The sequence below is a fragment of the Deltaproteobacteria bacterium genome, from assembly GCA_026388545.1.
Taxonomy (GTDB): Bacteria; Desulfobacterota; Syntrophia; order Syntrophales; family UBA2185; genus JAPLJS01.
Genome location: JAPLJS010000099.1, coordinates 1 through 25,877 on the forward strand (window position 1 = coordinate 1; position 25,877 = coordinate 25,877).

Annotated in this window: 24 protein-coding genes; 14 read left to right on the top strand and 10 right to left on the bottom strand. The window is 47.7% G+C overall.

Annotated elements, in window-relative coordinates; genetic code table 11:
* A partial coding sequence (locus tag NTW12_11505; protein MCX5846962.1) for an MBL fold metallo-hydrolase occupies positions 1–593 on the top strand: 593 nt, incomplete at its 5' end.
* Between the two features lie 66 nt (positions 594–659).
* Here the strand turns inward: NTW12_11505 and NTW12_11510 are convergent.
* The 10 genes from NTW12_11510 to NTW12_11555 form a co-directional block, all read right to left on the bottom strand.
* On the bottom strand, positions 660–1,607 hold the full coding sequence (locus NTW12_11510) for a fructose-1,6-bisphosphatase (GenBank protein MCX5846963.1): 948 nt from the start codon (positions 1,605–1,607) through the stop codon (positions 660–662).
* A 265-nt stretch (positions 1,608–1,872) separates the two neighbouring features.
* Positions 1,873–3,459, bottom strand: a complete 1,587-nt coding sequence (locus NTW12_11515) for a peptide chain release factor 3 (GenBank protein MCX5846964.1) — start codon at positions 3,457–3,459, stop codon at positions 1,873–1,875.
* A 124-nt stretch (positions 3,460–3,583) separates the two neighbouring features.
* The gene (locus tag NTW12_11520) at positions 3,584–4,783 is read right to left on the bottom strand and encodes a hypothetical protein (GenBank protein MCX5846965.1); all 1,200 of its coding nucleotides are present in this window, start codon (positions 4,781–4,783) and stop codon (positions 3,584–3,586) included.
* Between the two features lie 47 nt (positions 4,784–4,830).
* Positions 4,831–8,166: a phospholipase D-like domain-containing protein gene (locus NTW12_11525; GenBank protein ID MCX5846966.1), complete on the bottom strand. Its 3,336-nt coding sequence runs from the start codon at positions 8,164–8,166 to the stop codon at positions 4,831–4,833.
* 3 nt (positions 8,167–8,169) lie between these two features.
* Positions 8,170–8,484 carry a helix-turn-helix domain-containing protein gene (locus tag NTW12_11530; GenBank protein ID MCX5846967.1) on the bottom strand — a complete coding sequence of 105 codons (315 nt, stop codon included), beginning with the start codon at positions 8,482–8,484 and terminating at the stop codon, positions 8,170–8,172.
* Complete coding sequence (locus NTW12_11535) at positions 8,481–8,768, bottom strand: type II toxin-antitoxin system RelE/ParE family toxin (GenBank protein MCX5846968.1); 288 nt, start codon at positions 8,766–8,768, stop codon at positions 8,481–8,483. Before NTW12_11535 ends, NTW12_11530 begins: the two co-directional genes overlap by 4 nt.
* Before the next feature lie 483 nt (positions 8,769–9,251).
* A complete protein-coding gene (locus NTW12_11540) occupies positions 9,252–9,734 on the bottom strand; it encodes a hypothetical protein (protein ID MCX5846969.1) in 483 nt (160 codons plus the stop codon).
* Positions 9,731–10,435 carry a DUF3800 domain-containing protein gene (locus NTW12_11545; protein ID MCX5846970.1) on the bottom strand — a complete coding sequence of 235 codons (705 nt, stop codon included), beginning with the start codon at positions 10,433–10,435 and terminating at the stop codon, positions 9,731–9,733. The genes NTW12_11540 and NTW12_11545 overlap by 4 nt, the downstream gene beginning before the upstream one ends.
* A gap of 42 nt (positions 10,436–10,477) precedes the next feature.
* Positions 10,478–11,524, bottom strand: a complete 1,047-nt coding sequence (locus NTW12_11550) for a hypothetical protein (protein MCX5846971.1) — start codon at positions 11,522–11,524, stop codon at positions 10,478–10,480.
* Positions 11,521–15,012 (bottom strand): Eco57I restriction-modification methylase domain-containing protein, encoded by a 3,492-nt coding sequence (locus NTW12_11555; protein MCX5846972.1) that lies wholly within the window; start codon positions 15,010–15,012, stop codon positions 11,521–11,523. The genes NTW12_11550 and NTW12_11555 overlap by 4 nt, the downstream gene beginning before the upstream one ends.
* 339 nt (positions 15,013–15,351) lie before the next feature.
* On the opposite strand from NTW12_11555, the gene NTW12_11560 reads away from it, so the two are divergent.
* The 13 genes from NTW12_11560 to NTW12_11620 all read left to right on the top strand — a co-directional run bounded on the left by NTW12_11560 (position 15,352) and on the right by NTW12_11620 (position 25,698).
* Positions 15,352–15,474 carry a hypothetical protein gene (locus tag NTW12_11560; protein MCX5846973.1) on the top strand — a complete coding sequence of 41 codons (123 nt, stop codon included), beginning with the start codon at positions 15,352–15,354 and terminating at the stop codon, positions 15,472–15,474.
* A 105-nt stretch (positions 15,475–15,579) separates the two neighbouring features.
* On the top strand, positions 15,580–16,287 hold the full coding sequence (locus NTW12_11565) for a hypothetical protein (protein MCX5846974.1): 708 nt from the start codon (positions 15,580–15,582) through the stop codon (positions 16,285–16,287).
* A gap of 129 nt (positions 16,288–16,416) precedes the next feature.
* Positions 16,417–17,481: a 4Fe-4S binding protein gene (locus NTW12_11570; GenBank protein ID MCX5846975.1), complete on the top strand. Its 1,065-nt coding sequence runs from the start codon at positions 16,417–16,419 to the stop codon at positions 17,479–17,481.
* 3 nt (positions 17,482–17,484) lie between these two features.
* On the top strand, positions 17,485–18,057 hold the full coding sequence (locus NTW12_11575; GenBank protein MCX5846976.1) for a flavodoxin family protein: 573 nt from the start codon (positions 17,485–17,487) through the stop codon (positions 18,055–18,057).
* Positions 18,058–18,095: 38 nt separating this feature from the next.
* Entirely contained in the window at positions 18,096–19,313 is a 1,218-nt protein-coding gene (locus NTW12_11580; protein MCX5846977.1) for an efflux RND transporter periplasmic adaptor subunit, read from the top strand.
* The gene (locus NTW12_11585) at positions 19,313–20,017 is read left to right on the top strand and encodes an ABC transporter ATP-binding protein (protein ID MCX5846978.1); all 705 of its coding nucleotides are present in this window, start codon (positions 19,313–19,315) and stop codon (positions 20,015–20,017) included. The genes NTW12_11580 and NTW12_11585 overlap by 1 nt, the downstream gene beginning before the upstream one ends.
* Positions 19,992–21,149 carry an ABC transporter permease gene (locus NTW12_11590; GenBank protein MCX5846979.1) on the top strand — a complete coding sequence of 386 codons (1,158 nt, stop codon included), beginning with the start codon at positions 19,992–19,994 and terminating at the stop codon, positions 21,147–21,149. The genes NTW12_11585 and NTW12_11590 overlap by 26 nt, the downstream gene beginning before the upstream one ends.
* Entirely contained in the window at positions 21,150–22,316 is a 1,167-nt protein-coding gene (locus NTW12_11595) for an ABC transporter permease (protein ID MCX5846980.1), read from the top strand.
* A gap of 250 nt (positions 22,317–22,566) precedes the next feature.
* Complete coding sequence (locus tag NTW12_11600; protein ID MCX5846981.1) at positions 22,567–22,812, top strand: hypothetical protein; 246 nt, start codon at positions 22,567–22,569, stop codon at positions 22,810–22,812.
* 269 nt (positions 22,813–23,081) lie between these two features.
* Entirely contained in the window at positions 23,082–24,026 is a 945-nt protein-coding gene (locus NTW12_11605; protein ID MCX5846982.1) for an ATP-binding protein, read from the top strand.
* Entirely contained in the window at positions 24,023–25,018 is a 996-nt protein-coding gene (locus NTW12_11610; GenBank protein MCX5846983.1) for a response regulator, read from the top strand. Before NTW12_11605 ends, NTW12_11610 begins: the two co-directional genes overlap by 4 nt.
* Before the next feature lie 63 nt (positions 25,019–25,081).
* Positions 25,082–25,372, top strand: a complete 291-nt coding sequence (locus NTW12_11615) for a nucleotidyltransferase family protein (GenBank protein MCX5846984.1) — start codon at positions 25,082–25,084, stop codon at positions 25,370–25,372.
* Positions 25,369–25,698, top strand: a complete 330-nt coding sequence (locus NTW12_11620; GenBank protein MCX5846985.1) for a DUF86 domain-containing protein — start codon at positions 25,369–25,371, stop codon at positions 25,696–25,698. Before NTW12_11615 ends, NTW12_11620 begins: the two co-directional genes overlap by 4 nt.
* The last annotated feature ends 179 nt before the right edge of the window (positions 25,699–25,877 follow it).

The window sequence follows — 25,877 nt, forward strand, 5'->3', positions numbered from 1 at the left end:
CTGAAACGACCAGGCGCGGTATGATTATCGATCCCGGCGTTAAAGCGAAGCATATTACAGAGGCTGTGGAGGAACTGAACATATCGGTCTCTTTCATTGCACTTACTCATGTGCATATTGATCACTTTAGCGCTCTTGATATCGTTAAAAATGCCACAAAGGCTCAATTGGCCGCCTTTGATACAAGTACTATAAAAGCGCCCACTAAACCAAGTCAGGTAACAAAAGGATTGGTATTCGTTCCCTTTAAACTACCCTTCCCGCCGGATATATTACTGAATGATGGCGATACCATAGATATTGACGATTTACACTTTTCGGTACTTTATACACCGGGGCATAGTTCGGATAGTGTTAGTTTTTTTGGTCATGGTATTGTCTTCAGCGGCGACACATTGTTCAGGCGCGGTATCGGTGTAACCCTTCCCGGACTTTTTCCCGGTCATGACCACAAACAATTGAAGGAGAGCATTCACGAAAAATTGCTGACATTGCCTGATGATACTATTGTTTATCCCGGACACGGTGCAGCCACCACGATAGGAGAGGAACGTCGGCTTAACCGTATGCTTGAATCTGAGGGCAGCATTTAGACCTTTGCGGCTCCGGTTTCTCTCATTTTTACGATTTGAAATTACGATTATGTCCCGATATCTGCTTTAAACCTGAAACTCTCTCGCCTTTTCCACCTCAAAACAGCTCCCGATATATATCGGACACTGCTGATTAAGATCCTCTACCTTGATGGACAGGATATCCTGTTTGCCGTCCGTAGCCTTACCGCCTGCCTGTTCAATGATAAATGCCATGGGTTGAAGTTCAAACAGAAGCCGTAACTTCCCCTGTGGGCGTTTCTTGAGTGCAGGGTATGAAAAGATACCCCCTCTTTTGATGAGCAGCTGATTGATATCCGGCACGAACCCTCCGCTGTAACGGAGCTTGTATCCTTCCTCCTCCAGGAATTCTACGTACTTGAGGTGTTCCGGGTTCCAGTCTTTTCTCAATCCTCCCAGACTGTAAATGTCTCCCCGTTCCTTTAAGGTTATGTCTTTCTCTGAAAGAACGTATTCCCCTTCTCTGTTCAAGACAAATTCATGAGTTCCCTTTCCCGCGGAATAGACCATCGTAATAAGGGGACCATACATAATATACATAGCTGCCACAAGCGTTCTTCTGCCTTCGGCACGCATTGGCTCTTTATGAATGCCGATTATTGTTCCTATGGCCAGATTGGTATCCACTAAAGAAGAACCGGCCAGAGGGTCTGCAGTAATGAAATATTTTTCTTCTCCCTTGCCGATCTGAATCACAGAATCCTGTTCTTCTGATGCATACGCCCGGACAAACCCTGAATACTGGAGTTGGTTCTTGAGAATTTCATCGGCGTTTCTATCCATAGTCATTTGCTCTTCACCGTGGCGGAAAAGGCGAATGTTCTTTAAACCGGCCAGTTTCCGGTTTGATTCCTGAACTCTGGCAGAGATGTATTTTCCCATAACGGCTATTTGCAACATTAACCTGCGCAATTCCGTTTCCACACCTGATTTCCACATATGTCTGCGCAGATCAACGGTAAATTTTGTATAGTCTGAAATACCCTCTCCCATGGTCGACCATCCCTTTAAATTATATATATTTTTGTAACAATTAATTGTCCTTTTGACAACAGAAAAAAATGGCCACAATAATCGGTATATGCCGGCGGTTTGTTACAGTGGTGTCCTGAGTTAAATTGGCTGGATGAACTGCCGCATCACCTCAGCCGTTACCTTATAGTATTTTGGATCTTAAAATAATTTCGGCGCACCGAAACTACTTATTATAGCGATATCATTATGCTTGGGTTGAGAGATTCGGAAACGGAAGGATGGGTTAGCTGTGTTCCTGCGTCTTGAGGAATGTTACATCGGGCCAGTTCTCCATGCATCGTTCAAGTCGGTACTCGCTGGCGGTGAGAAAGGTCGGGCGACCTTCGGCGTCAAGGGCAAGGGAGTTTCCGTTCTTCAGTTCGAACTCCTTGAAGCGGCTTTTGTCATCGCATGTGACCCAGCGGGCGACGGTGTACGGAGTCTCTTCAAAAACCGTGTCGGCGCCGTATTCGGTTCTCAGCCTCTCGGCGGTCACGTCAAACTGGAGGACACCCACCGCTCCCAGGATGTAATCACTTTTCCCCAGTTGCTGGAACACCTGAACGGCCCCTTCCTCGGAGAGTTGAACCAGACCCTTCTGGAGCTGTTTGCTCTTCATGGGGTTCTTCAACCGTACGCGCCGGAAGTTCTCCGGAGCGAAGTTGGGGATGCCTGTGAACTTCAGCGGTTCATTTTCCGTAAAGGTATCACCTATCTTGATGGTGCCGTGATTGTGAATGCCGATGACATCTCCCGGATAGGCCTCTTCAACATGGGTACGATCCTGAGACATGAAGATTGTGGCGTTGGCGAGGGTAATTTCCTTGCCGATCCGGTGGTGAATCACCTTCATCCCCCGGCGGAATGTACCCGAGCAGATACGGAGGAAGGCAATGCGGTCGCGATGGGCGGGGTCCATGTTCGCCTGGATCTTGAAGACGAAACCCGAAAAGGCCTCTTCATAGGGCGACACCTCCCTCGTCACGGCGGCGCGAGCTACAGGCGCCGGCGCCATTTCCACAAAGGCGTCGAGGAGCTCTTTCACGCCGAAGTTGTTGATGGCGCTGCCGAAAAAGACGGGGGTCTGATTGCCCTTCAGATATTGCTTCAATTCGAAGGGATTGGCGGCCCCCGCGAGCAGATCCACCTGCTCGCGAAGCTCACCGGCCTGGCTTCCCAGTATCTCATCGAGGCGGGGATCGGCAAGATCGGTTATCATAACACCCTCCTGGGGCTGGGTATTCTCACCAGGCGTAAAGAGGTGCAATTCCCGGCGGTAGATATTATAGACGCCCCGGAAAGACTTACCCATGCCGATGGGCCATGACATAGGGACGCACTCGATCTGGAGCTTCTCTTCGATGTCGGCGAGCAGTTCCAGGGGCGGCAGACCGTCGCGGTCCAGCTTGTTGATAAAGGTGATGATCGGGGTGTTGCGCATCCGGCACACCTCCATGAGCTTTTTCGTCTGCGGCTCCACACCTTTGACGCTGTCGATGACCATCAGGGCGCTGTCAACGGCAGTCAGCACCCGGTAGGTGTCTTCCGAAAAATCCTGATGACCCGGTGTATCCAGAAGATTGATTTCGTAGTCACGGTAGTTGAATTTCATGACCGAAGTGGTGACGGAAATTCCCCGTTCCTTTTCGATGCTCATCCAATCGCTCATCGCATGGCGGGCGGCCTTGCGCGCCCTGACCGCCCCGGCCTGCTGGATGGCCCCGCCAAAGAGCAACAGTTTTTCCGTCAGGGTGGTTTTCCCGGCGTCGGGATGACTGATGATCCCGAAATTGCGGCGGCGGTCCACTTCTCTTCTATGGTGTTTGTCCAATTTTAGAACCTCAAAAGCTTTTTTTAACACAAAAAACCGGGCGTATCGGGCCCGGTTTGTAGGATTACGTCAATACAATGATTGACAGGCAAAAGTCAATGGTTATTCAGATTGCAAAGATTTCCTAATCAAGTACACTACCTTGTGGAATGTGGAAAAGACTTTTCAGAACCTCTTCAAAGTAATCAGGCAGGTACCGGTTCCAGAGCTTGATCGGCAATTCTCCCAGTTCAAGCTGTGGTGTAGAAGGAAACGTGAAAAGATATTCCATAAGATATTCAATATTTTTTGCCAGATGACCGCAATATTGCTGGCGCAAGCGCTGTTCGATGATTCGATCCTCATGCATACATCGGCCGATTTCACTCTCCAGCATTTCCTCGTAATCGGAAACGATGATTTCCAGACATATACTTTCCTCTCCGGATCGAACAAATTCGGAGAATGCTTTATTAGAATCTTCCTGGTTAAAGCCCCTGCCCCGCATGATATTAATGATCTTATCGCTTAAGGGCTGAATAAGTATTTCTTCACGGGGCGGTTTGAAAGATACAATCAGATTTGTGGCGTTATACCTTCCGGCGTGTCGCTCCTCTTCGACGATCTCGCAGTCATCCATATGCTGAAGCAAGGTCAGGAGCCGGTCCTGTTGCGAATTATCAAGGATTACCTTCATACCCGCCACGTCATTGATTATCATATTTTCAGTATCATGAATCTCCTTTTTTTGTCGTAAATCATCAAGCAACCGGTTCTCGGCCTTGAGAAACTCTTCGTTCATTTCTTCCTGAGATGTCAAAAGTTGATTTCGGGAAATACCAAGAATTCTGGCGCGGTCATCAGCGAGTAAATCGGCATGTTTCCTTATGGTATCGAACATCCTGTCAATAATCTTCCGGGCAGATTTCTCAGCCAGCCTGTGAACACGCTTTATCCTGTATGACCCAATATATTCTTCGCTGTCGCCTTGTCGTCGTAAGAATAAAGTCGCATGGAAAGGAGTCTCCCGGTAAAATCGCCCCGGGTCAGCGTAGTAGTTATCAATTAACTCATCTATCCGCGCATTGCGGTACGGTGGATTTGTGACAATTATATCTTTCAGATCACTCTTAAGAAACGCAGGCCTCGTGTACAGTTCCTCTTGGTGTAATTCCCGAAAAACTTTTTCTGAAAATATTTTCAGGTAGCGGGAAACGTATACATTATTGAAATGAACCAGGCGTACAATCGTATCTGCATCGGAAGGATATACATCACAATACATCCACCGCCGAATGATATCGCTCAAATCATTTCTATGTATGTAGCTGCTAATTGTAATCATAATCGTATGCTATTTTTTCAAGCGTATTTTGACAAACATGAGTTCTTCTATGCCAAACCCTCGCTACAGATTATCTTTGGTATAACATGGTCTTCAAATCTCTGACGCCGACGATCTGACCAATCACGCATACTGTGTTGATGATAAAGGTCTGTCAGTGCTCGTATTAGATGTTCACCCGTCATTCCATTGCGGCGGATACGGTTAAGTTCCCGGTTGATAGCAGTAGTCATGGGACCACGGAAGGTTTTTTCAAGAATGTTGATTTGGATCTTTACATCCTCATCAGTACTAAGACCAAAGAGGACCCTTAGTTCACGGAGGATATATCGCTGTCCTTGGGATAACGACAAGGTATGTTCCCGTTCCGCTTGGCGTTGTTTCACTGTTTCGGCGAACTGGCGTTTGACTCGCATAACAGACGCATTATAACCTGATGGAAGTACAAGTCCTTCAATATCAGGCCCACATTTGATGTTACCAAGAATACGTGGGATGTCTCTGGAGGTAATTTCTCCCTTATCGTTAAGGAGGAATAGCTGCTGATATCGACCAGCCTGGCAGAATACATACAGCCCCTTCGTTACCGAGGGCTTTACCGTACGAATACCATCTCGTAGGTCTGCAATCCGATCGTATTCCGCAGGATTATCCCGTTTTAATTGCCGCAGGATTTCTTCGGCTTCGTTGAGATCCAGGAATTCCTCTTCTTCATCCTCAAACAGGGAAAGCTGCCCTCCCTTCTTTTCGTAGATGGCATACATCGCTTCCTCGTTAAGATGTTCTGTTTTGTCCAGAATGGCCGAGTCTTCACCTATGGTATCGTGGATCTCCTGGATGCGGTTGTGAAGTTTCTGGCGGAGACCGAGATTGCGTTCGATGCCTGTTTCGGGAAGGAAGTTGAAGCCATAGATCACATCATGTTCCGACCCGATACGGTCAATACGACCAAATCGCTGGATCAGCCGAACAGGATTCCAGTGCAGGTCGTAATTGATGATTTTATCGCAGTCCTGGAGGTTCAAACCTTCAGCAAGAACATCCGTGGCAATAACAGTCATCAATTCTTTTTCCCCAGCAGTGAAACGATATTCCGGGTTAGCCTTTGGAGCAAATCGGCCAACCACCTTGGCCTTACTCTTATCTCCACTAAAGATTACATCGATATCCTCCCGCACACCACTTGGATTTAAATTGTCAAAGAGATAGCGTGCTGTATCGGCATACTGGGTAAAGATCAGCCGTTTCCCGTCCTTCAGAGGGTTTTCCGTAAGCCTTTTATGCAGAGTCTGGAGCTTCGCATCCTGATCTGGGGTAATGGGATTGATGAGCTGCAACATTCTTTCCAGAAGGGAGATGTCATGGGTGATATGTTCCTTCAATCTTGACAGATCAAAATCACTGGCATTATATTTACCCGAAACCTGCCGAAGTGCATCCATCAGGTCCTGTTCTTCATCCTGATTAGGTTCATACAAAATAGCCTGTGCATCTTCACCAGCAGGTACGATTCCCTGGGAAAGGGCCTCTAAAAAACGGCCATGGACCTTCAGCAGACGACGTACTGTTTCTCTGAAGGCATAGACGCTCGATTCAAATCGCTTAAATAGTAAGACTCGGATCAGGCCACGCAAGTTAGATCCGGCCCGGTGGAGACTGGCATAGGGTTCCTTTTTTTGCTTATCCTTGATTACGTAATGCCATAGGCCGTATCGGGCATAGGTCAGCTCGTCAGCAGGTGGCTTGACTGGCTGCCCTTTCCGGGCTTTGCCTAAATATCCACGTAATTCATGATAGAGTCCTTGGTAGGTCTCTTCAATGCTGTATTCGATGGTTTCCAGTTCACGCTTGGGGAAAAACTGGTGCCTACCTCCTACCATGACGTATGCACGACGATGGCCATCCTTATATTCTCTGAAACGGGATGGATCAATTTGCCGGTGAGTTTCGCTATCAAAACCATACCATCGTAGGATGTGATTACGAGTCCGGCGGATGAGCACATTGGCCAGGAGATTCGGAAGGTCCTTTTCCCCCTTTTCAATCAGTCGAAAATACTCCTTCAGGTTTGGCGGATCAATGGGTAGGTCCGTCTTATCGTCCTGGTGAAAGAGCTTCATTTGATAGTAGACATCCCAAGCACTTTTATTCCTGGGTGTAGCCGTTAGGAAACAGCATTTCTTGCCTGTTTCAAGGAACGCTTCTACGATCTTGTAGCGCTGGGTGTCTGAATAACGGAAGTTGTGACTTTCATCGACCAGGAGGAAGTCCCGATCCCGATAATTCACATCTTCCTTGAGAAACTGAGCTGGCCGGTCGTCCCTCTCCTTGAGAAAGCCCATAGACAGGACCTTGGCGTTAAGCTGATAAACCTCGTTGTAGCGTTCCCACATATCCGCCAGAGTAGCTGGACAGATAATCAGAGGTCGGGAGTGTTCCACACGCTCAAAGTGTTTGACAATGGCAGCACCGATATAAGATTTTCCAAGACCCACCACGTCGGATACAAAGGCCCCGCCATAGTCCCGTATGATCTGCACGGCCTGCTTGACAGCTACCTTCTGAAAATCTGCCAGTCTCTTGGTGATTTCGTCATCCCAGAGGATATCCTGATCATCGCCACCTTCGATCCGGTCTCTGACGAGCGCATACAGGGTTTTCACGTAGATATCATAGGGCCGGACAGGGGCCATTGCCCAGGACACCTTCATTTCCTGCATCAGGGTCTCGTCAAACTCCTGCGCCTCCTTCCAGAGATCTTCAAACCACCGTACAAGCTCAGTATGGTTGTCGTTACCCTGAACAATCACATTGAGTTCCGTGTTGTGGGAGACGCCGGCGAGAGTCAGGTTGGATGAGCCGACCACGGCGATCCCTTCTTCATGTCGATCCACAGGTTTGCCGTTCCGGTCGTAAACTTTGCCATAATCGAAAATATAAGCCTTCGCATGGAGACGTCCCTTCGTGTAAATTCGAACCTTGAGGCGCTTTTCTTCGATCATCTGAACAAGGGCTTTGACCAGCGTTTCGCCTTCGTCTGTCTGATCCATCAGTTCTATGCCTGATCGGATGCTACTGGTTGTTTCCGTTGACATTTGTTTTATGTCACTTCTTTTTGGATACCGCTCTGCTTCGACAGCGTCGGCAACCATCTCCAGGCGATGATATCCTTCGGCTAACTGTTCTAATGTTTCACGATTCGTAGTATTGCCAATCAGGAGTCGTAATTCTTTGATGTTTGCAAGTCGTTCCGAAATAGCGGTCAGACCTGAAAGGAAGAAGTAACCCACAGCAAATCGCGCCGCGTCGCTGGAGTCAAGAATCCGGTTGATATGATCCACCAGTTTTTCCTGACGGTTGTCAATAATGTCATGGGCAGGCATGAATTATCCTTCTATTGATTTGCGCGACATTTTTCGTTTCAATTTCCGTAAATCGTCAACAAGAAAGACATAATTCTTGCCGACCTTATGAAAAGACAGTTTCCCCTCTTTTGCCCATCTTCGTATCGTTATTACAGCGACATCCATGTACTCCGCAGCCTCTTTGATGGTAAAGGTCGAAGGAATATCATCAAAAACCTCATCATAGGCGTAATAATCCTTGTCGAAACCTTTGCGGGCAATGAGTGAGAAAAGCTTTTCCCGTTCTGCAATCGGTAAGGTGATAATATCTTTATAAATTTTCTCTGCCCTGTTCATGGCTGAAACTCCTTTTTATATTTCTTCAGATCACGATAAAAGTTTTCATGTGTCCCGATCATAATAAAAATCAGATTCGCCTTCGCTACCTCATAGGCGATCAGATACTGCTGTTGATGGAACCTGAATTTATGCACCCGAAAGCCGGTCAAGTCACCCTTCTTTTCTGCCCCTATTCCGGGGTTGTCACCGATACCGTCCACTTCATCCTGGATGGCCAGTTGCAGAGGCAAGGACTGCTTTTTAACAAATCGCCGGAACGCCGGGGCAAACAATTTTTCCATGATGATCTACCTGATAATATAAATGATCATATTTGTCAACATTTATCTTCGTTGTTATTCGCTGCTTCCGTCAACCGGTGCAGTTGCAAAACAGCCCCTTTCCCTCCAAACCAACGGCTTTCCAAACCTGCGGGGTCTCCTTGCAAAGCGCAAGCTGAACCTTCTTGTCGCAACGGCGAATTCCATCCACAATCGTACGGAACATTATCAAATATGCTTTCATAATCTGAAAAATAATGTCCTTGGCAAATGGCAAGGGACACTTTAGTCGTAAATCCACTCTTCTACCAATGGAGGTGGAAGGAGCTCGAAGACCGCTTGAAAAGACGGTCGCTGTTTTTTTATCCTTCCCTAAACCACTATCTCCGCTACCGTTACCGTAAAAATTCTTCTTGACAACTGATGAAGATCTGTTCCATAAGGAAACCATCTCATCTACCCATGGTAGAAGGAGATGGGCCGACGCTCCGCGTTGGCCTTTTTTTATCTGATCCTCTCCTCGTATTTTTTCCTTAATTCTCTTTTTTTGCGGGGGTACTCAATCCAGAACGATGTGATCAATCTGCGTCTTCCGTCTGGATATTTCTTCATAATCACAACGAAATCAAATTGGTGCAGCCATATATAGGTGTGTATGTCTTTATCGCCCTCCTCATAGTCCCAGGTCAGCACTTCCGGCTCATCGGGATGCTCGATCATGGACCTGACCCAAGGCAACAACTCCGATCTGCGCAGATCGGGCAGCCGTTCGCCCGTTGCGGGGTCTTTTCTTGAGGTAAGGTGCCAGAATACTTTCTCCCTGCCATCTTCTTTTTCGGGGAATGACCAGACATTGATCCCACGAAAAAAAGGCTGCGACGTGAGGAAATCCTTTTGAAAAATCTCGTATAAAAGGTCGAAGGTATCGTCTTTCCAGGGAGAAACCTGAAATATATCCGGCAACCAGTCAGGTCTATCCGGCGTCATAGAGATTCTCTGGGTTTAAAAATAAAAACGTTAAACTTCTTTTCCGACAAGGCAGATGAGATCTTTAAACTCCGTTCGATTCGATTTTCAATATGTGTGACCACCGCCTCTTTTGCCTGATTTCCCAACAAATCCCGGTTTTGGTAAGATACCGCTCCCAACAGAAAATCTGCCAGTTGCATCAAGTCCGCTTCATGGGAATGGATGTTCTGAAAATGGCAGATCATCTGATTCGAATGATCGTGAACATTTCGGCATAACACATCCCGAAGTTTTTGCAGCTTCTTGCGGCTTCGCGTGTCCTTGATATCCAGATATATCCGGTACTGGTCCTGCGGGTTCAGGATTTTTTCCAGCAGGGCAAAGTACATCTTGTAATAAAAGGTATCATGGGAGCCCTGGTTGAATGCGTCATGATTCAGAAGGGCTTTGTTCTGAACCACAAGCGTTCGGAAATGAAGACATTCTTCACTGAAAAACCAATCCACCAGTCGTAGATAATAATCGATCCGAGACACCGAGACTTTGGTCCATTTCAATTCACCAGCGGCTCGATAGGTGAATTTCATCTCCCTTATTGTTGCAGCCAACCGGCCGGCCTCGGAATGGGGACATGAAATAGCCCCAAGAGCCATGATGGGTTGCCGATCATGCTCCAGGTGGCAGCTCTCGTCGCAGTAGATATTGAATATTTGGTTCATTTTTGACCCCATCCACCAATTGCGGCAGTTCTCCCAAGTTTTCTAAACGAATTTCTTCGCTATCAGGTATAGAATGGCATTAACGATCTGATGATAAAGCTTCTGATAATTTTCCTGACAATCAAAGACGTCATTCCAGATCAGGTTATGCCCCGTGGTATTTCTGAGCTTGCCTGCGGTTCTAAACGCGGTTTCTGCAGTGTCGTCGGTTATGCCACCAAGAATCTCTTCAAGACTGGATGAACGTATTCCACTTACTCGAAGAGAAAAGTCTTGTTCAAATTCATCAGACCATAGAATATCACCAAGTGTCTCAGGTTTTACTTTTTTGGTTACTTTCGTGATCGTCTTTGTAATATCGGGATAGCACGCCTTCAACAGGGACTCAAAGATCAAAGCACCACTAAACAGATGGCCGGTGAACGGCGCAATCGAGCCGCCGATGGCGCTTCTGAGTTGAAGCTGTGTCAATCGATCTTTAAATTCCATGAGAAATACGTAGAATGCCGTCACAATCGTCCGTTTGGTATTGTCTCTCAGCAGACAACGGACAAAGCGATTTATGAAATCCTCCAAGGTCCAGTTCTTCTGCCCGGAGATGCTATTAAACCTTTCGAGTTGTTCAAGAAGACAGTCTTTGATTTCAACGATCGTCCGTTGGGCAACCTGCTGTTGAGAATCTCTGAAAGTTAGGATTGCAGATCCAGGTAACTGCAACCATTCGTCGGGAGTTCTTGTATGTTGATGTGCACGAATATCCTCCGAGATAGCGGCGTCAATGTAGAACAGCGCCTTCTCAAAATCCCGGAAATCAAATGCCAGCCAGGACATGTGATAGAAAGGCGTTCCTTTGTGAATCAATTGATACTTATCCGGGTCTTCCCTGTGGAGCAGCTTGAGGAGTTCTTCATAATCGCAGAATCGTTCGTAGGGAAAATCGGGGTTGGACGGTACATTTCCAATGCCGAATTGTTCAAAGAAACTATCGCCGAATGGATGCACATCAGTGACAAGATCTTGATAGGTTTTCTTCACCTCTTCAATGAAAGGAATGGATAGAAATGGCAGCTGTGTGCGCCTGGCCTTCATTCAACCCTCCCCGATTCGGCACTGATTGCTGTTAGTCCATACAAATGGTTCACCGATTCATTGATTGCCCCTTCAAGCACTGCGATGTCGGCGTGGGGATCGGTGCGGCGGGCGGCGAGGATCCGGTCGACAAGGCTGACGATTGAGGCCTGTTGCTCGGGGGTGGCATCGGGAATGGGGAGTTGTTTCCAATCATCAGGGTAGAGGTGAATGTTGCTTCGGCGGTGGGCGCGGAGGTAGTCGCGGGCGGCGGCGGAGTTCATCACGGCCAGGAGGTATTTCACGGCGAAGCGGCGGCTGGTTTTTTCGAGATCCTCCCGTCGGGGGAGGTCTGGTCGGGGCGGCCTCTCGCCCCCGTAGCGGGCCGTTTTCTTGATCGATTTGTTCCGGACGCCGGCAAGGCTGTGCCAGAGGATGAAGCCTACGCTACTTTCCGAAAAGTGAAGATATTTGTCATCATAACTGACTTTAAGATCGGAACCTGGACTTCGTTGAGCCAAGATTTTTTCCTCAATATTATACATTTCAGGGAATGTCTTCCTTCGGAACATCGCTGGTGCTCGTTCTGTACCCCATTCCAACCATTCAATTGTTAAGGGAAGCCATCGATCTAAATGCTTCCCTTCGACGAAAGGCTTGGGGTGCAATTCATCGCGGTTTGATGCAACAACGTCTTTCAATTCAAAGGCCCCTCTTGAAATTTTTTCATCGGCGCTGACAGCCATACCGTAGCTGATGTAACAGATATCGGCCAGGGTAAGCGTCGGATTGGCAAAATGACTGTTCGCCTCGTCTTCAGGAAAAAATGCTCGGCAGGTCAGGCGCGCTTGTTCATCCGTGGGAAGCAGACGAACGACGCCAAACTCCGGCCCGTGGAGGCGCCGCTCCGGCCGGTTCCCGGCACCGTCGGCCCTCTGGAAGAGATAGGTAATGTTCCGGACCGCGGCGTCGAAGATCTGAATCCTACTAAAGAAATCGAGACGCCGGACACAGGCGTTCTTCAGGAACCACTCCTGGGGCTTCAGGGCGTATTTGGAATGGCAGAAGGCATCGGAGACGATCATCGTCGTGAAGCCGCCGGGTTTGAGGAGCTGGAAGCCGCGCTCGATGAAGGGGACGTAGAGGTCCCACTTCTCCCAGAGTGTCCGGTAGCGGCCGCTCTGCTCGATGGCCTTGCGGAGCTTCAGGTGCTCTTCACCGGAGTCGGCCCGGACGTAGGGTGGATTCCCGATAGTGATATCGAAGCCGTCAGCGACGCCGAACATCCATTCGGGATCGAAAAAGTCGGCGGCGGTGTTCTGGTCGTAGGGGTCCCACTGGGCGAGCTTTTCGGTCGTCTCGCGTGGGAAGCCGTCCAGTTTTAGCAGCGCCGCAATTTCGGACCGGATTTGCTCATCGAGCTTCCGGTATCTGCCCTTTGTTGCCGGGGTGAGGGCGGTGAAGTGCTTCCGCCGGACGTCGGCCAGTTCCTTTTCCCTATGCTCAATCTCCGGGTTGCGCAGGATGGCTTGGACAGGCTTCTCGACGTCGAGCAGCGTGTTGGCAGCGACAAACTTGGTTTCGAGATTGGGCAGGGGACGCACGCCAAGATTTGGCGCGTTCGGGTCAATTCGTTGATCCACTATCAGCGAGATGAAAAAACGCATCTTGGCGATTTGAACCGCAATGGGCTGGATGTCCACGCCGTAGAGGCAGTTTTCGATCAGGTAGAGTTTGCGCCCGTAATCCAGTTCGTTGCGTTCGAACGCCTCCTCGATACCGACTATCTGCAGTTCCAGTTCCCTGACTGTCCGCTCGCGGATGGCGGCGTCTTCGATCTTTTCCGCCGTATCGATGGCGTCGCGGACGCGCCGGATCTGCCGCTGCTCCCACTGCTCGTTGCGCGGATCGAGTTTGCCCAAGATGAACACGAGCTTGTGCAGAATGCCCATCGGGAAAGCACCCGACCCCACCGCCGGATCCAACGCCTTTAATTTGTCTATCGCGGCGATGAGCGTCTCGGTTTCCCGATCGTCAAAATCATGATCGCTCTCCTCCCACGACGCCAGCCGCCGGAATTTCTTCTCCGTGGCCTCTGCGTTCTCTGTGATTAAACTCCCTTTCATGAAGGCGATTAGCGTCTCGTCCACCATGTAGTCCACGATTTCGCGCGGGGTGTAGAAAGAGCCGGTCTGTTTGCGGGCCGTGGCGCCGGTTTCGGGATTGTAAGCGGCGAGCAGGTTCTCGAACACCTTTCCGGAAAGCTCCGGGTCGAGGGCGACTTCCTGCTCGATGGGCGTGTTTTCCTCAATCGTGAAACGGTATCGTTGAAGGGTGTGGATTAGCCCTCGCACCCGGACCTTCCTGAACTTCTTGTCGCCATAGTCCGCACTGAGGTCTTCTTCGCGCTCAGATCCGAAGAACAGGAAATCCGGCACAACCGGCTGGCTGTCCGGCCGTCGGGAAAAGCCGTCAATGCGCACGTAACGCGGCCTGGCACTTTCGCCCAGATCCTTGTCCAGGCACTCGAACAAACCGCCGTTGAGGAAGGGGATGTTCTTAAACATTGCCAGCACCGCATCGGGCTCCTGGAACAGATCATGATGCCGGTATAGGCTGTGCGCCATGAAGTTTTGCTCGTCCTTTGCCCAGCCCCGCTTGTCCATCTCGGTATTCAGCGTTGCGAAGAACAGGTTTTGCAGGATCGCCTTGTAGAAAACCGAATCCTTCCCGGCATTATTGTCTGGAGCGAATCCGTCGAGCAGTTTATCCAAGCGGCGCTGATCGAACAGGACCTCGGGAATCAGACCTTTTTCCTTCACGAACCAGCAGAAGATCAACCGTGTGATCATGCGTATCACGCCGATATGCTCGTTCCCGTCAGCCTCTTTGGGCGCATCTTTGGGAAAACGAACGTGCTTCAGCGCCCAGAAATACCAGTTGGCGAGTTCCTTGTAGAAATCTTTGGTAACCTTTTCAACGTCGAAAGCGTCATCGTGGCGTTTTTGAATCTCCAGCGCGGGGATGCTGAACAGTTCTTTCCCAATCGAAACGAGATCCAGCATCTGTAGGCGTTCAGCGGCCGTGCGCAAACCGCCGTCGGCTCGCACAGTAATCCGGCGGAAAATTCGCCGTTTCTCCGCCTTTTCGTCATACTTGATGTTCAGGAAATGCCAGGAGGATTGTGTTGTGTCGGAGAAAACGAACAGGCAGTACGGATGCTCGCGGATCAACTGGTTGACGATGGGCCGCTCAAGGTTTCTCTGAAGGCTATCGGACGCCAGGCGGCAATACAACACATGAAACGCATTATCCTCACCCCCGCTCGCAAACAGGATGGGGTCGTCGACCAATGCCTTACGGGCGGAATCCGGCCAGCCGCGCATACTGAGCGGCGCGTTTTCACGCTCGTAATTCAGCTCCGTCCAGAACAGTTCCTTCAGGGCATCGAGCCCCCGCAGTTGTTCCAGGATTTTCAGTACGGTCTGCTTACGTTCGAGAACAGGCATCAGCCCCCCTTATGACCGGATTATTGATCTATGTCATCATGTCATAGTTTGAATAAGCCAATTTTCTATTGAAGTGAAGTCCTATTATCACGATTTTCATAAGAAATCTATTATGAAGAAAAAAGCTTGATCATTGATGAATACAGGAAGTGCAACCAGGTTCACCCTGAACAGAAAATAGGCTGTTAGGCCTTCGCATGTTTCGATCCTGTATTCATTAAGTTGCTCCGGAATTACGCATGAACCGGATGAACCACAAATAAATACTTGATATTCAATGTCATTGCCTTAATTACTTTAACTCCCCTCTTTTTCTAAAGAGGGGTCGGGGGAGGTTTTATGGAACATCTTAAAATCCCCCTGAATCCCCCTTTACAAAGGGGGACGAAAATATGTCCAAACTCCAGATCCCCCTTTGCAAAGGGGGACGATATTGATAATTTTGAAACAATAAACGTATAATTTGCTTTCATATACCGTGTGTGATAATTTTCTAAGGATCGTTGAGAATAGCAATTAAAATATCTGATTAGCATTTTGCTTAAATAATTTCGTAAATACGGTATAATGGATATAAAAAAACGTTTTATTATTTTATCGGGACCGTCGTGCGTCGGAAAATCACCACTGCTCAAATCCCTTAAAAGGGTGCATCCGGATATATCCTTTCAGATGCCCATCCTGTACACCAGCCGTCCACCCCGGTCTATCGAAACAGAAGGCATCGACTACTATTTTCGTTCCGAGCAGGAAATCATGTCTTTTTCTCCGGACCGTTATATTGTCGGGAAAACGCGGACCGTCCGGCAGGCCATCGACCTTGAGGAAATGCAGCAGATATTTACCCGTCATGATTTGATTATCCTCGAAATATATCCTACCCTCGGCAAAGTATTTCAAGATCATCCGTTGATACAGCAGCTATCGGCTGACTTTGAAGTGCGTACCGTTTTCATCAGTCCGGCTACCGAAGACGAAATTCATGCCCTGCAAATCAACATGGGTTTCCATTCGCCGGCAGAAGCCGCAGCCGCTATTATGCTGCCCAAACTCATTGTCCGTATGCAGCAACAGGGTAATCTGCTTTTACCCGAGGTAATGGAGGATCTGCAAATACGCTCAGCCAAGGCATATGAAGAGATCAAGATGGGTGAAAACTATACAGACTGGATTGTCAACCATGATGGTGAGGATTCACATAACTGGCGTTACACACCTCCTCTCGGTGAAGCGGGAATGACGTTGAGGCGTTTTGTAGACATCCTTCTCAAATAATGGATATACTGTCTCCCCGCTGGTAGATTTAAAATTATCCTTGACGCTAACAGGTAAAGTCGCTAGTTGTACCCGAAATACTCAAGAGTTCACTTTTAACCTTCCTTAATTTCATGAGGTCCATGACGAATGACTCAAGATATTTATGAACGCTTAGCCACACATTTGGATAACCTCCCCGGCGGATTTCCGCGTACGGAAACGGGGGTTGAAATCCGTATCCTGAAACGTCTATTCACTGAAGAAGAAGCCCTAATGGCGTGTTATTTACGCATGCTGCCGGAGCCTGTCGAGAGAATCGCGAAAAGGGCCAACATGCCGCCGGAGGACCTCGCGGAAAAGCTCTACCGGATGTCGCACAAGGGGTTGATCTACCGCGCCGACCTGCCTGAGGGCAACCGCTACATGGCATCCCAGTTCGTGATTGGAATATGGGAGTATCATGTCAACGACCTGGACGAAGGATTGATCAGGGATATGAACGAATATATCCCCTCCTTAATGGACACAGCATCCAATCTTAAAACCCATCAATTAAGAACCATACCAATCGGGGCCAGCCTGGATGGTCAAGGAGCGGTAATGCCATATGAAGAAGCCCGGAAACTTATTGAACAGCAGACAAAGATTGTCGTTGCTCCCTGTATATGCCGAAAAGAACATGCCATGATCGGGAAAGGCTGCGGAAAATCGGTTGAGGCCTGTCTTGTTTTTTCCAGCGGCGCTTACTTTTATGAAAACAACGGTCTCGGGCGTTCGATCAGCCGTGACGAAGCCATTCACATTTTAAATAAGGCTGAAGAGGAAGCCCTTGTGCTGCAACCAACCAATGCCCAGAAAATCACGAATATGTGCCTCTGCTGCGGAGACTGCTGCCAGATATTGAAAAGTCTTAAGAGGCTCCCCAATCCGGCTTCGCTTGTACACAGCAATTATTATGTCGGGATTCGGAAGGATGACTGCCTCGGTTGTGAAACCTGCGTAGAACGGTGCCAGATGGAGGCTATTCGCATGCAGGATGGGATTGCCGAGGTCAATCTTGACTACTGTATAGGATGCGGCCTCTGCGTCTCTACGTGCAGCGGTAAGGCTATCGATCTCGTCCGTAAAAACGAAGAGGATTGTTATACGCCCCCGGCCAGCGTGGTCGAGACATACATCCGCATTGCCCAAGAAAGGGGGTTAATCAAATAGAGCATGAATTTACTGGTACTCAACGGCAGTCCCCGAAAAAACGGAACGGTTGCAATATTGCTCAAGGCAGTTGCAGATGGTGCATCTGAAAAACACACGGTGGAGTGGATTGATGTATACGATCTTAAAATGAAACCATGTATCGCCTGCATGAAGTGCAGACCTGACAAGACATGTGCACTCACCAGTGACAATGCCCATACTGTAGGTCAGAAGATTAAAAGCGCAGACGGGCTTATCGTTGGTACGCCGACGCACTGGGGAAATATGAGCGCTCCGTTGAAGATTCTGTTCGACCGAAACGTGCCGGTGTTCCTCGGAGAGCAAACAGCCGGTATCCCCTACCCCCGCCAAAAGGGCAAACTTGCCGTAATTGTGACCGCCTGCAGCACACCGTGGCCGTTCAATTTACTATCAGCGGCGGGCAGCCGTGGAGCAGCCCGATCTGTATGGACGATCCTCCACTACGGGGGATACAAACTCTTAGGCCAGGTCGTTAAACCCAATACCAGGAGATATCCCCAGATAGCTCAAAGTCTCGGGGATAGAGCTTTGAATCTTGGTCGTCGCTTTTAGATTTTTCTTGTTACCTGATCGATGGAGAACACCAATCCATGGCCACAGAAGACCTTTCAAAACTGAAGATAGATAAATCGCTTAAGACCAGCCAACCTGTCTTGCGTACGCGAATCAAGTATTTTGTAATAGCGTTTGTTTTAATAGCCATAGCAGGTCTTCTTTATATCACGGGTATTATAACACCTGCCGTTTCCGTTGAGGTGGTCAGTGTATCTCAAATTTATCCTTCCCAGACTTTTACCCTTTTAAACGCAAGTGGCTATGTGGTAGCCCAGCGTAAAGCCGCTGTAGCTTCCAAGATCACCGGACGACTCGTCTCACTCTCTGTTTCTGAAGGAAGCCGGGTAAAGAAAGGCCAGGTCATAGCCCGTTTAGAAAACGAAGATGCCGACGCTTCACGCGAACAGGCCGCGGCCAATCTCAACGCAGCACGTGCAAACGTTGAACAAGCCAGAGCCGAATTGAAGGAGGCAAGCCTCACTTTCGAAAGAAACAAGCGATTGATCACGAATGGTTCCATATCACAAGTGGAATATGAGAACTCTGAAACTCGCTACAAAAAGGCAAAAGCTGCCGTTGATGGAGCGGAAGCAACGCTTAAGGCAAATTCTGCCGCACTGAGAGGTGCAACTGTTGCCCAGGAATATGCACTCATCAGGGCTCCATTTGATGCAGTCGTTCTGACAAAAAATGCCGACATCGGCGATATCATTACTCCGCTTGGAGCCGCCGCAAACGCCAAGGCAGCCGTGGTAACCATTGCAGACATGAGTTATCTTGAGGTCGAGGCAGACGTCTCCGAATCCAACCTTTCACTGATAAAGTCCGGCCAGCCCTGCCTGATACAGCTTGATGCCTTCCCTGATTCCCGTTTCAACGGAGTTGTCAAGACAATAGTACCGACAGCGGATAGAAGCAAAGCCTCGATCATGGTCAAGGTTGGTTTTATGGATAATGACACACGCATCCTACCGGAGATGAGCGCCAAGGTTGCCTTTCTCTCCCGTCCGGTCAAATCGGAGGAAATGAAACCGCGTACCGCATTGAATCGAAATGCTGTGATCAACCGCAACGGCAAAAACGTCTCCTTTGTCGTAAAAGGGGATGAAGTAACGGAAACGATGGTCACTGTCGGGGAACAATTCGGAGACATGATTGAAATCCTAAGTGGGCTGAAAGCAGGAGACAGGGTAGTATTAAAGCCTCTTGAGAAGCTGAAAACCGGAACCAAGATCAAAGTTGCAGAAAAGTAATGGAAGATAAAACGCCCGTCGTTGAGATTTCAAACGTAAGCAAGTCCTATCGCCGGGACCATCATGTTTTACAGGTCCTCAGTGATATCACATTCAGCATAGCCGCAGGAGAATTTCTGGCGCTCATGGGACCATCCGGGTCGGGAAAGAGCACGCTTCTTAACCTGATTGGCGGAATCGACAAGCCTGACAGCGGCACGATCCAGGTCGCCGGGGTGGATATCTCGTCGCTCTCTGAAACGGAGCTTGCCGGATGGCGCGCAACCCACGTGGGGTTCATATTTCAATTCTACAACCTTATACCTGTTCTTACAGCCCTTGAAAATGTCGAGCTGCCCCTTCACCTGTCGGGGCTGTCCGGAAAAGAGCGCAGGGAGCATGCGGAAATGGGACTCAGGGTGGTCAATCTGTTTGATCGTAAAGATCACTACCCAGGCCAGCTCTCCGGTGGCGAGCAACAGCGAGTTGCCATTGCCCGCGCAGTGGTTACCGATCCGACGATACTGGTAGCAGATGAACCGACAGGTGATTTAGATCGAAACTCTGCCGAAGGTGTGCTGGACCTCATGGAGTACCTCAACAAGGAATTTGGCAAAACCATAATCATGGTTACCCATGATCCGAGGGCAGCGAAAAGAGCAAAGGTCATCCGTCAGCTGGAAAAGGGATTTTTGAGCGATGCTGTTTCTCAAACTCCTCTTTAAAAACGCCTTCCGTCACAGACTGCGAACCGGACTCACAATCCTCGGTATTGCTATTGCCATCCTTGCCTTCGGTATGCTGCGTACAATGATAAGTGCCTGGTACGCCGGCGTGGAGGCATCTTCTGCCGGTCGCCTCGTAACCCGAAACGCCATATCCCTTATTTTCCCCCTCCCCCTCAACTACAAGGATAAAATCCGTCAGGTCAGCGGGGTGAAGACAGTCTCCTACGGAAACTGGTTCGGGGGTATTTACATCGATGAAAAAAACTTTTTCGCAAACTTCGCCGTCGAGCCAAAGAGTTATCTTGAACTCTATCCCGAATTTATCCTTCCAGACAACGAGGAAACATCCTTTTTGAGGGATCGAAAGGGCTTCATCGCAGGTCACAAGCTGGCAGAAAAATACGGGTGGAAGATCGGCACGACCGTAACGCTGAAAGGAACGATTTTTCCGGGAAACTGGGATTTTGTATTACGAGGGATCTACCGTGGAAAGGATAAGACCATTGATGAGACCCAGTTTATTTTTCACTGGGACTACCTCAATGAGACACTAAAAAAGACAACCCCCCGGCGTGCCGATCAGATTGGCTTTTACATGATCGGTGTAACGCATCCGGACCTTGCGGCTGATGTCTCGGTCTCTATTGACAGCTTATTTAAAAACTCTTTGGCGGAAACACTTACGGAAACGGAAAAGGCCTTCGCGTTGACGTTCATCTCCATGACGGAAGCAATTGTGACGGCAATAAGGGTCGTTTCTATTGTCGTAATATTTATTATCCTGGTTGTCTTAGCCAACACGATGGTAATGACGACCAGGGAAAGAATCGGGGAGTATGCGGTCTTGAAGACCCTCGGATTCGGCGGCTGGCATCTGGCAGCTATGATTTTCGGTGAATCCCTCGTGATCACGATTCTCGGGTGCGCCCTCGGGATTGCTTTTACCTTTCCCGCGGCGAAAGCTTTTGGCGACAGTCTTTCAACATTTTTTCCCATTTTCAATGTCGAACCGAATACACTCATCTTCGATTTCGCTGCTGCCATTGTCGTTGGCCTCATAGCAGCTATAATTCCCACTCACAGCGCGATCAAAATTCGTATAGCCGACGGATTAAGGAGGATCGGCTGAATGGCGATTCCCTTTTCCTATAGTCTGCGCAATCTCTGGACGAGACGCCTGACAACGTTTCTCACAGCCGGCGGCATGGCCCTTGTTGTTTTCGTCTTTGCCGCAATCCTGATGCTCGCGGAGGGCCTTGAGAAAACACTGGTGGACACAGGTTTTTACGACAATATCGTCATAATCCGGAAAGGATCGTCGACCGAGGTTCAGAGTGGAATAGAAAGGGAGAAAGCCTCTGTTGTGGAAACCGAACCTGAGATAGCCATCGGTGCGGATGGCCGGAAACTGTTGGCTAAAGAAATCGTCGTTCTCATCAGTCTTAACAAGCGTGAAAATGGAAAGCCTTCAAATGTTGTAATGCGGGGAATCGGACCGAATTCCCTGGCACTCAGACCACAGGTAAAACTCATCGAAGGGCGCCTTCCCCGGTTCGGTTCATCGGAGATAATCGTAGGCAAGAGTATTTACAAAGGTTTCAAGGAAACAGGGGTCAACGAAGCCATCTGTTGCGGGTTACGGAACTGGAGCGTGGTGGGAATATTTGATGCGGGTGCCACCGGGTTCAGCTCCGAGATATGGGGTGATGCAGATCAGCTCATGCAGGCATTCCGAAGGCCCGTATATTCATCCGTAATATTTAAATTACGCAATTCTCAAGAATTTGATAGAGTAAAGTCGCATATCGAAAATGATCCGCGGCTTTCCCTGGAAGCAAGGCGCGAAACAAAATATTACGCAGACCAGTCCGAAATGATGGCGAAGTTTCTCCGCATCTTTGGGTGGTCTCTTACCATAATATTCTCCCTCGGGGCCATAATCGGCGCCATGATAACCATGTACGCAGCGGTTTCTACCCGTACGGGTGAAATCGGAACACTTCGAGCCCTCGGTTTCAGGAGAACAAGTATTCTGATGGCTTTCCTTATGGAATCCCTTATTCTCGGTTTTATCGGCGGTTGTGTGGGTCTTTTTCTTGCTTCTTTTATGCAACTTATAAGCATATCGACTATGAATTTTCAAACTTTCTCAGAGCTTGCTTTTAGTTTTACTCTAACCTTTGATATTATTTATAAAGCCATTTTATTCTCCCTGATTATGGGTTTTATCGGGGGTGTTCTGCCCGCCATAAGGGCCTCACGTATGTATATTGTAGATGCTTTACGTACTGTTTGATTCATGTAAAACATAAAACCGCAGGATAATACAATCACACATCCACCATAATCTGCAAGAGATGCGGTAAATGCTGCCTTACTATTTTCATACCGGTCTCCGATGAGGACATGGAAAGGTGAATGTACGCCTCATTCCTCAGTTGAGTTTATCCTGAGTCCTTCGAAAGACGCGCCTTGCATCTGAACTTTTTTACGACGTCGTTTACTATTTAACGTTATCGCTACTTTTTTACGGAGGATTTAATCTGATGTATATCTTCATCTGGCGACACAGCAAAAAATATTCCAGTTGGTCGATGTTTAATGAACCCCATATTTACGACGACAATTATATGCAGGCTGAGGTGGTTGTACTGGCAAACTCCAAAGAAGAAGCCCTGGATCTTTTAAGAAAAGAAGATAAATGGAATATCGAAGAATTAAAAAGAATTGAACCAATAACCGTCGCTTTAGATCAACCTTGCGTGGTGAGCAAATTAATTTATTTTGGATGATTAATCGCCGGTTGATGTGGTTTATAAAATATTGATTCTTCATCAAACAACTTGAACCATTTGTGGCCATTAAAACTATAAATTTGCCGGATTTTGTGTTTTACAATTGTATTCTCTATTTTTTTTATACGCTTAACGGTAACGGCATTAGTACCGCAAAATAAAACGTCATATCTATTGACAATGAACAGCTTTTTAAATAAGAATAGCTTAATTTGACAAGTGTCAGGTTGCAATTAATCGCCAACTAAATAGCAGGCAAATACAAAATGAGTGATAAAATCACGCTCCGTCAACAAATAGAAAAGAATGGCTTGGTATTAATCGCACTTGTTATGGTGATAATCTATTGGGTGCTTGACTCCATGACTGCGTCAGGTCAATTATTCACACGCTCACTTATTGTGATATTTGTGATTATATATGGATTTTTTACACAAACATTGATCAATTCCCGTAAAGCGGCTCTCGAAGAAAAAGACAGGACCCAACAGAGACTCATTCAGTCGGAAAGCCTTGCTTCCATCGGGCAGCTTGTTGCCGGAATCGCTCATGAGTTGAATAATCCCTTGGCAAGCACGTCAAGCCTGATTCAAACAGACATTGAACTGATCAACGAGCAAACGGATAAGAGGGATATTGACAGAGAACTGTTAAAGGATCTTGAATTTTCATTAAAGGAGCTCAAACGCGTGGAAATGATCGTAAAAAGCGTTTTGGGCTTGTCGCGCCAGACACAGACCTATGTTGAGGATGTAGATATTAAAACAACCATTGAAGATGCTTTGAAAGTACTACATAATCAGTATAAATATTCTGAGCTGGTCATTGAAAAAGATTACGAAGAAAATCTACCGAGAGTTAATGGCAACTTCGCCAATCTGGGCCAGGTATTTCTCAATATAATCAAAAATGCCCTTCAAGCACTCCCTGATGGTAAAGGAACCATATTCCTGAAAACAAGATACATAAAAGAAACAAACAGTGTTATGATAGAGTGTCGTGACACGGGGGCAGGAATCCCCACCGAGGTCATCAATGATATCTTTAAGCCATTTTTTACCACCAAAGATGTCGGTTCAGGAACAGGCTTGGGGCTCTACATTTCTCACGAAATTATAAAAAAACATGAAGGTCTTATATCAGTGAGCAGCAAACAGGGCAAGGGTACTACTTTTACGATAGATCTTCCGGCAAAAGCGAGGGTATCATGATCAAAATTTTAATTGTAGACGACGAAGAGGGTGTCCGGATTTCTTTGAAAAAAGTTCTTCAAAGAGACGGCTACGAAATTATCCTGGCCGAAAATGGTATGGACGCTATTGATTATGTTCGAAATCATATGAACGAAATAGACGCCGTTATATCCGACTTTAAGATGCCGGGCATCGATGGCCTTGAAACTCTTACGGAAATAGGTAAATTGAATCCTGAAATTATCAGGATTATTCTGACCGGATATGCAACCCTTGACCGTGCCATTGACAGCGTTAATTCGGATATTGATGGTTTTTTAACGAAACCCTTTGACAACAACGAAATCAGATTGAAGATCAAGGAATTTCACATCAAAAAGAGGTTGAAACAATTCGTGCCATCTCAGGTTCTGAATGAACTACAGAAATTCAGTGAGAACCTGGCGCCCCGAAACCAGAAAGTAACCATTCTTTTCACAGACATCCGCGGTTTCTCAAAAATAGCCGAAGCGCTGACGCCTCTTGAGCTGTCTGAGCTTCTGAATCTTCATTATTTTTACCCTCTTGATAACATAGTTTTTAAACATAACGGCACTCTCGATAAACATATCGGTGACAGCATTATGGGAATATTTGGTGCACCTCTCACCCAGGATGATGACGCGAAGAGAGCGGTTGCATGCGCAATTGAAATGCGAAATAAAGTGGCTGAAGTAAACAAAGGAATACGCATAAAGAATATGAAGATCCCTGTCGGCTTCGGGATCAGCACAGGTGAGTCCATGGTAGGGATTTTTGGCTCTGCAATCAGGAAAGAATATACAGCCCTGGGCAGACCCGTCAATTTAGCGGCGAGACTGGAACGGATTGCCCTTGAAGATCAAATCCTTATCTGCAGCAAGACATACGAAGCCGTGAAGGATTTTTTCACGGTCGAGAAGATAGACCACGTAAACCTCAAGGGAATTGAGGGGGAAAGGTCTATCTATAATGTTATTGACGTCATTTAGCTCTTTATTCGCTTCTCAACCTTGATGAACTCGTAAAAAGTCAAGACTTAGGAAACATTCATTATGCCTATCAGTAAAATATTGAGAGAAAAACGGGAGGAGATCCTCAGAATCGCAACGAAACACGGAGCCCGAAATTTGAGAATATTCGGTTCCTTTGCACGGGGCGAGGAACGACCAGATAGCGACATTGATCTACTAGTAGAAATGGAACGCGATCGGTCGCTTCTTGACATCATTGCCATCAAGCATGATCTTGAAGACTTGATTCATCGGAAGGTTGATGTCGTTACACCGAATGCGATTTCACCATACCTCAGGGAAAAGATTTTAAAGTCTGCTCTATCCTTATGAAAGAAGATCTTGTTTATCTTCGCCATATTCTCGACGCAATTGAGAAGATTGAATCCTATACCGCGGTAAGTAAAGAAACATTCATGATTACAGCCCACTGGCAAGATGCAACCATCCGCAATTTAGAAATTATCGGGGAGGCTGTAAAGCGTCTGAGCGACCCATTCAAACAGAGCAACCCTGAAATACCATGGAGAAATGTGGCAGGCCTTCGGGACGTCTTGATTCACGATTATATGGGTGTGGATCTGGAAGTGATTTGGAATGTGGTCAAACGTAACCTACCGGAACTCAAACAAGCCATCCTGAATTATCTCCCCAAATAAACAAGATAAGTCACTGCATTATCCGGCAATACCGCTCCCGTTTTTCGCTATAGCGGCAAGGTTATATGGTTTGTCTATGAAGATCAAATCCTTATCTGCAGCAATACATACGAAGCAGTAAAGGATCATTTCAAGGTTGAAAAGATAGATCACGTAAATCTGAAGGGAATTGAGGGGAA

Excerpts from the sequence above, each read along its gene's own strand:
- NTW12_11535 (MCX5846968.1), bottom strand. The coding sequence starts at position 8,768 with ATGGAAAAATTGTTTGCCCCGGCGTTCCGGCGATTTGTTAAAAAGCAG.
- NTW12_11565 (MCX5846974.1), top strand. The coding sequence starts at position 15,580 with ATGGATATAAAAAAACGTTTTATTATTTTATCGGGACCGTCGTGCGTC.
- NTW12_11525 (MCX5846966.1), bottom strand. The coding sequence starts at position 8,166 with ATGCCTGCCCATGACATTATTGACAACCGTCAGGAAAAACTGGTGGAT.
- NTW12_11585 (MCX5846978.1), top strand. The coding sequence starts at position 19,313 with ATGGAAGATAAAACGCCCGTCGTTGAGATTTCAAACGTAAGCAAGTCC.
- NTW12_11615 (MCX5846984.1), top strand. The coding sequence starts at position 25,082 with ATGCCTATCAGTAAAATATTGAGAGAAAAACGGGAGGAGATCCTCAGA.
- NTW12_11605 (MCX5846982.1), top strand. The coding sequence starts at position 23,082 with ATGAGTGATAAAATCACGCTCCGTCAACAAATAGAAAAGAATGGCTTG.
- NTW12_11560 (MCX5846973.1), top strand. The coding sequence starts at position 15,352 with ATGGAACATCTTAAAATCCCCCTGAATCCCCCTTTACAAAGGGGGACG.
- NTW12_11510 (MCX5846963.1), bottom strand. The coding sequence starts at position 1,607 with ATGGGAGAGGGTATTTCAGACTATACAAAATTTACCGTTGATCTGCGC.
- NTW12_11520 (MCX5846965.1), bottom strand. The coding sequence starts at position 4,783 with ATGATTACAATTAGCAGCTACATACATAGAAATGATTTGAGCGATATC.
- NTW12_11595 (MCX5846980.1), top strand. The coding sequence starts at position 21,150 with ATGGCGATTCCCTTTTCCTATAGTCTGCGCAATCTCTGGACGAGACGC.
- NTW12_11540 (MCX5846969.1), bottom strand. The coding sequence starts at position 9,734 with ATGACGCCGGATAGACCTGACTGGTTGCCGGATATATTTCAGGTTTCT.
- NTW12_11570 (MCX5846975.1), top strand. The coding sequence starts at position 16,417 with ATGACTCAAGATATTTATGAACGCTTAGCCACACATTTGGATAACCTC.
- NTW12_11575 (MCX5846976.1), top strand. The coding sequence starts at position 17,485 with ATGAATTTACTGGTACTCAACGGCAGTCCCCGAAAAAACGGAACGGTT.
- NTW12_11580 (MCX5846977.1), top strand. The coding sequence starts at position 18,096 with ATGGCCACAGAAGACCTTTCAAAACTGAAGATAGATAAATCGCTTAAG.
- NTW12_11550 (MCX5846971.1), bottom strand. The coding sequence starts at position 11,524 with ATGAAGGCCAGGCGCACACAGCTGCCATTTCTATCCATTCCTTTCATT.
- NTW12_11590 (MCX5846979.1), top strand. The coding sequence starts at position 19,992 with ATGCTGTTTCTCAAACTCCTCTTTAAAAACGCCTTCCGTCACAGACTG.
- NTW12_11620 (MCX5846985.1), top strand. The coding sequence starts at position 25,369 with ATGAAAGAAGATCTTGTTTATCTTCGCCATATTCTCGACGCAATTGAG.
- NTW12_11600 (MCX5846981.1), top strand. The coding sequence starts at position 22,567 with ATGTATATCTTCATCTGGCGACACAGCAAAAAATATTCCAGTTGGTCG.
- NTW12_11610 (MCX5846983.1), top strand. The coding sequence starts at position 24,023 with ATGATCAAAATTTTAATTGTAGACGACGAAGAGGGTGTCCGGATTTCT.
- NTW12_11530 (MCX5846967.1), bottom strand. The coding sequence starts at position 8,484 with ATGAACAGGGCAGAGAAAATTTATAAAGATATTATCACCTTACCGATT.
- NTW12_11545 (MCX5846970.1), bottom strand. The coding sequence starts at position 10,435 with ATGAACCAAATATTCAATATCTACTGCGACGAGAGCTGCCACCTGGAG.
- NTW12_11555 (MCX5846972.1), bottom strand. The coding sequence starts at position 15,012 with ATGCCTGTTCTCGAACGTAAGCAGACCGTACTGAAAATCCTGGAACAA.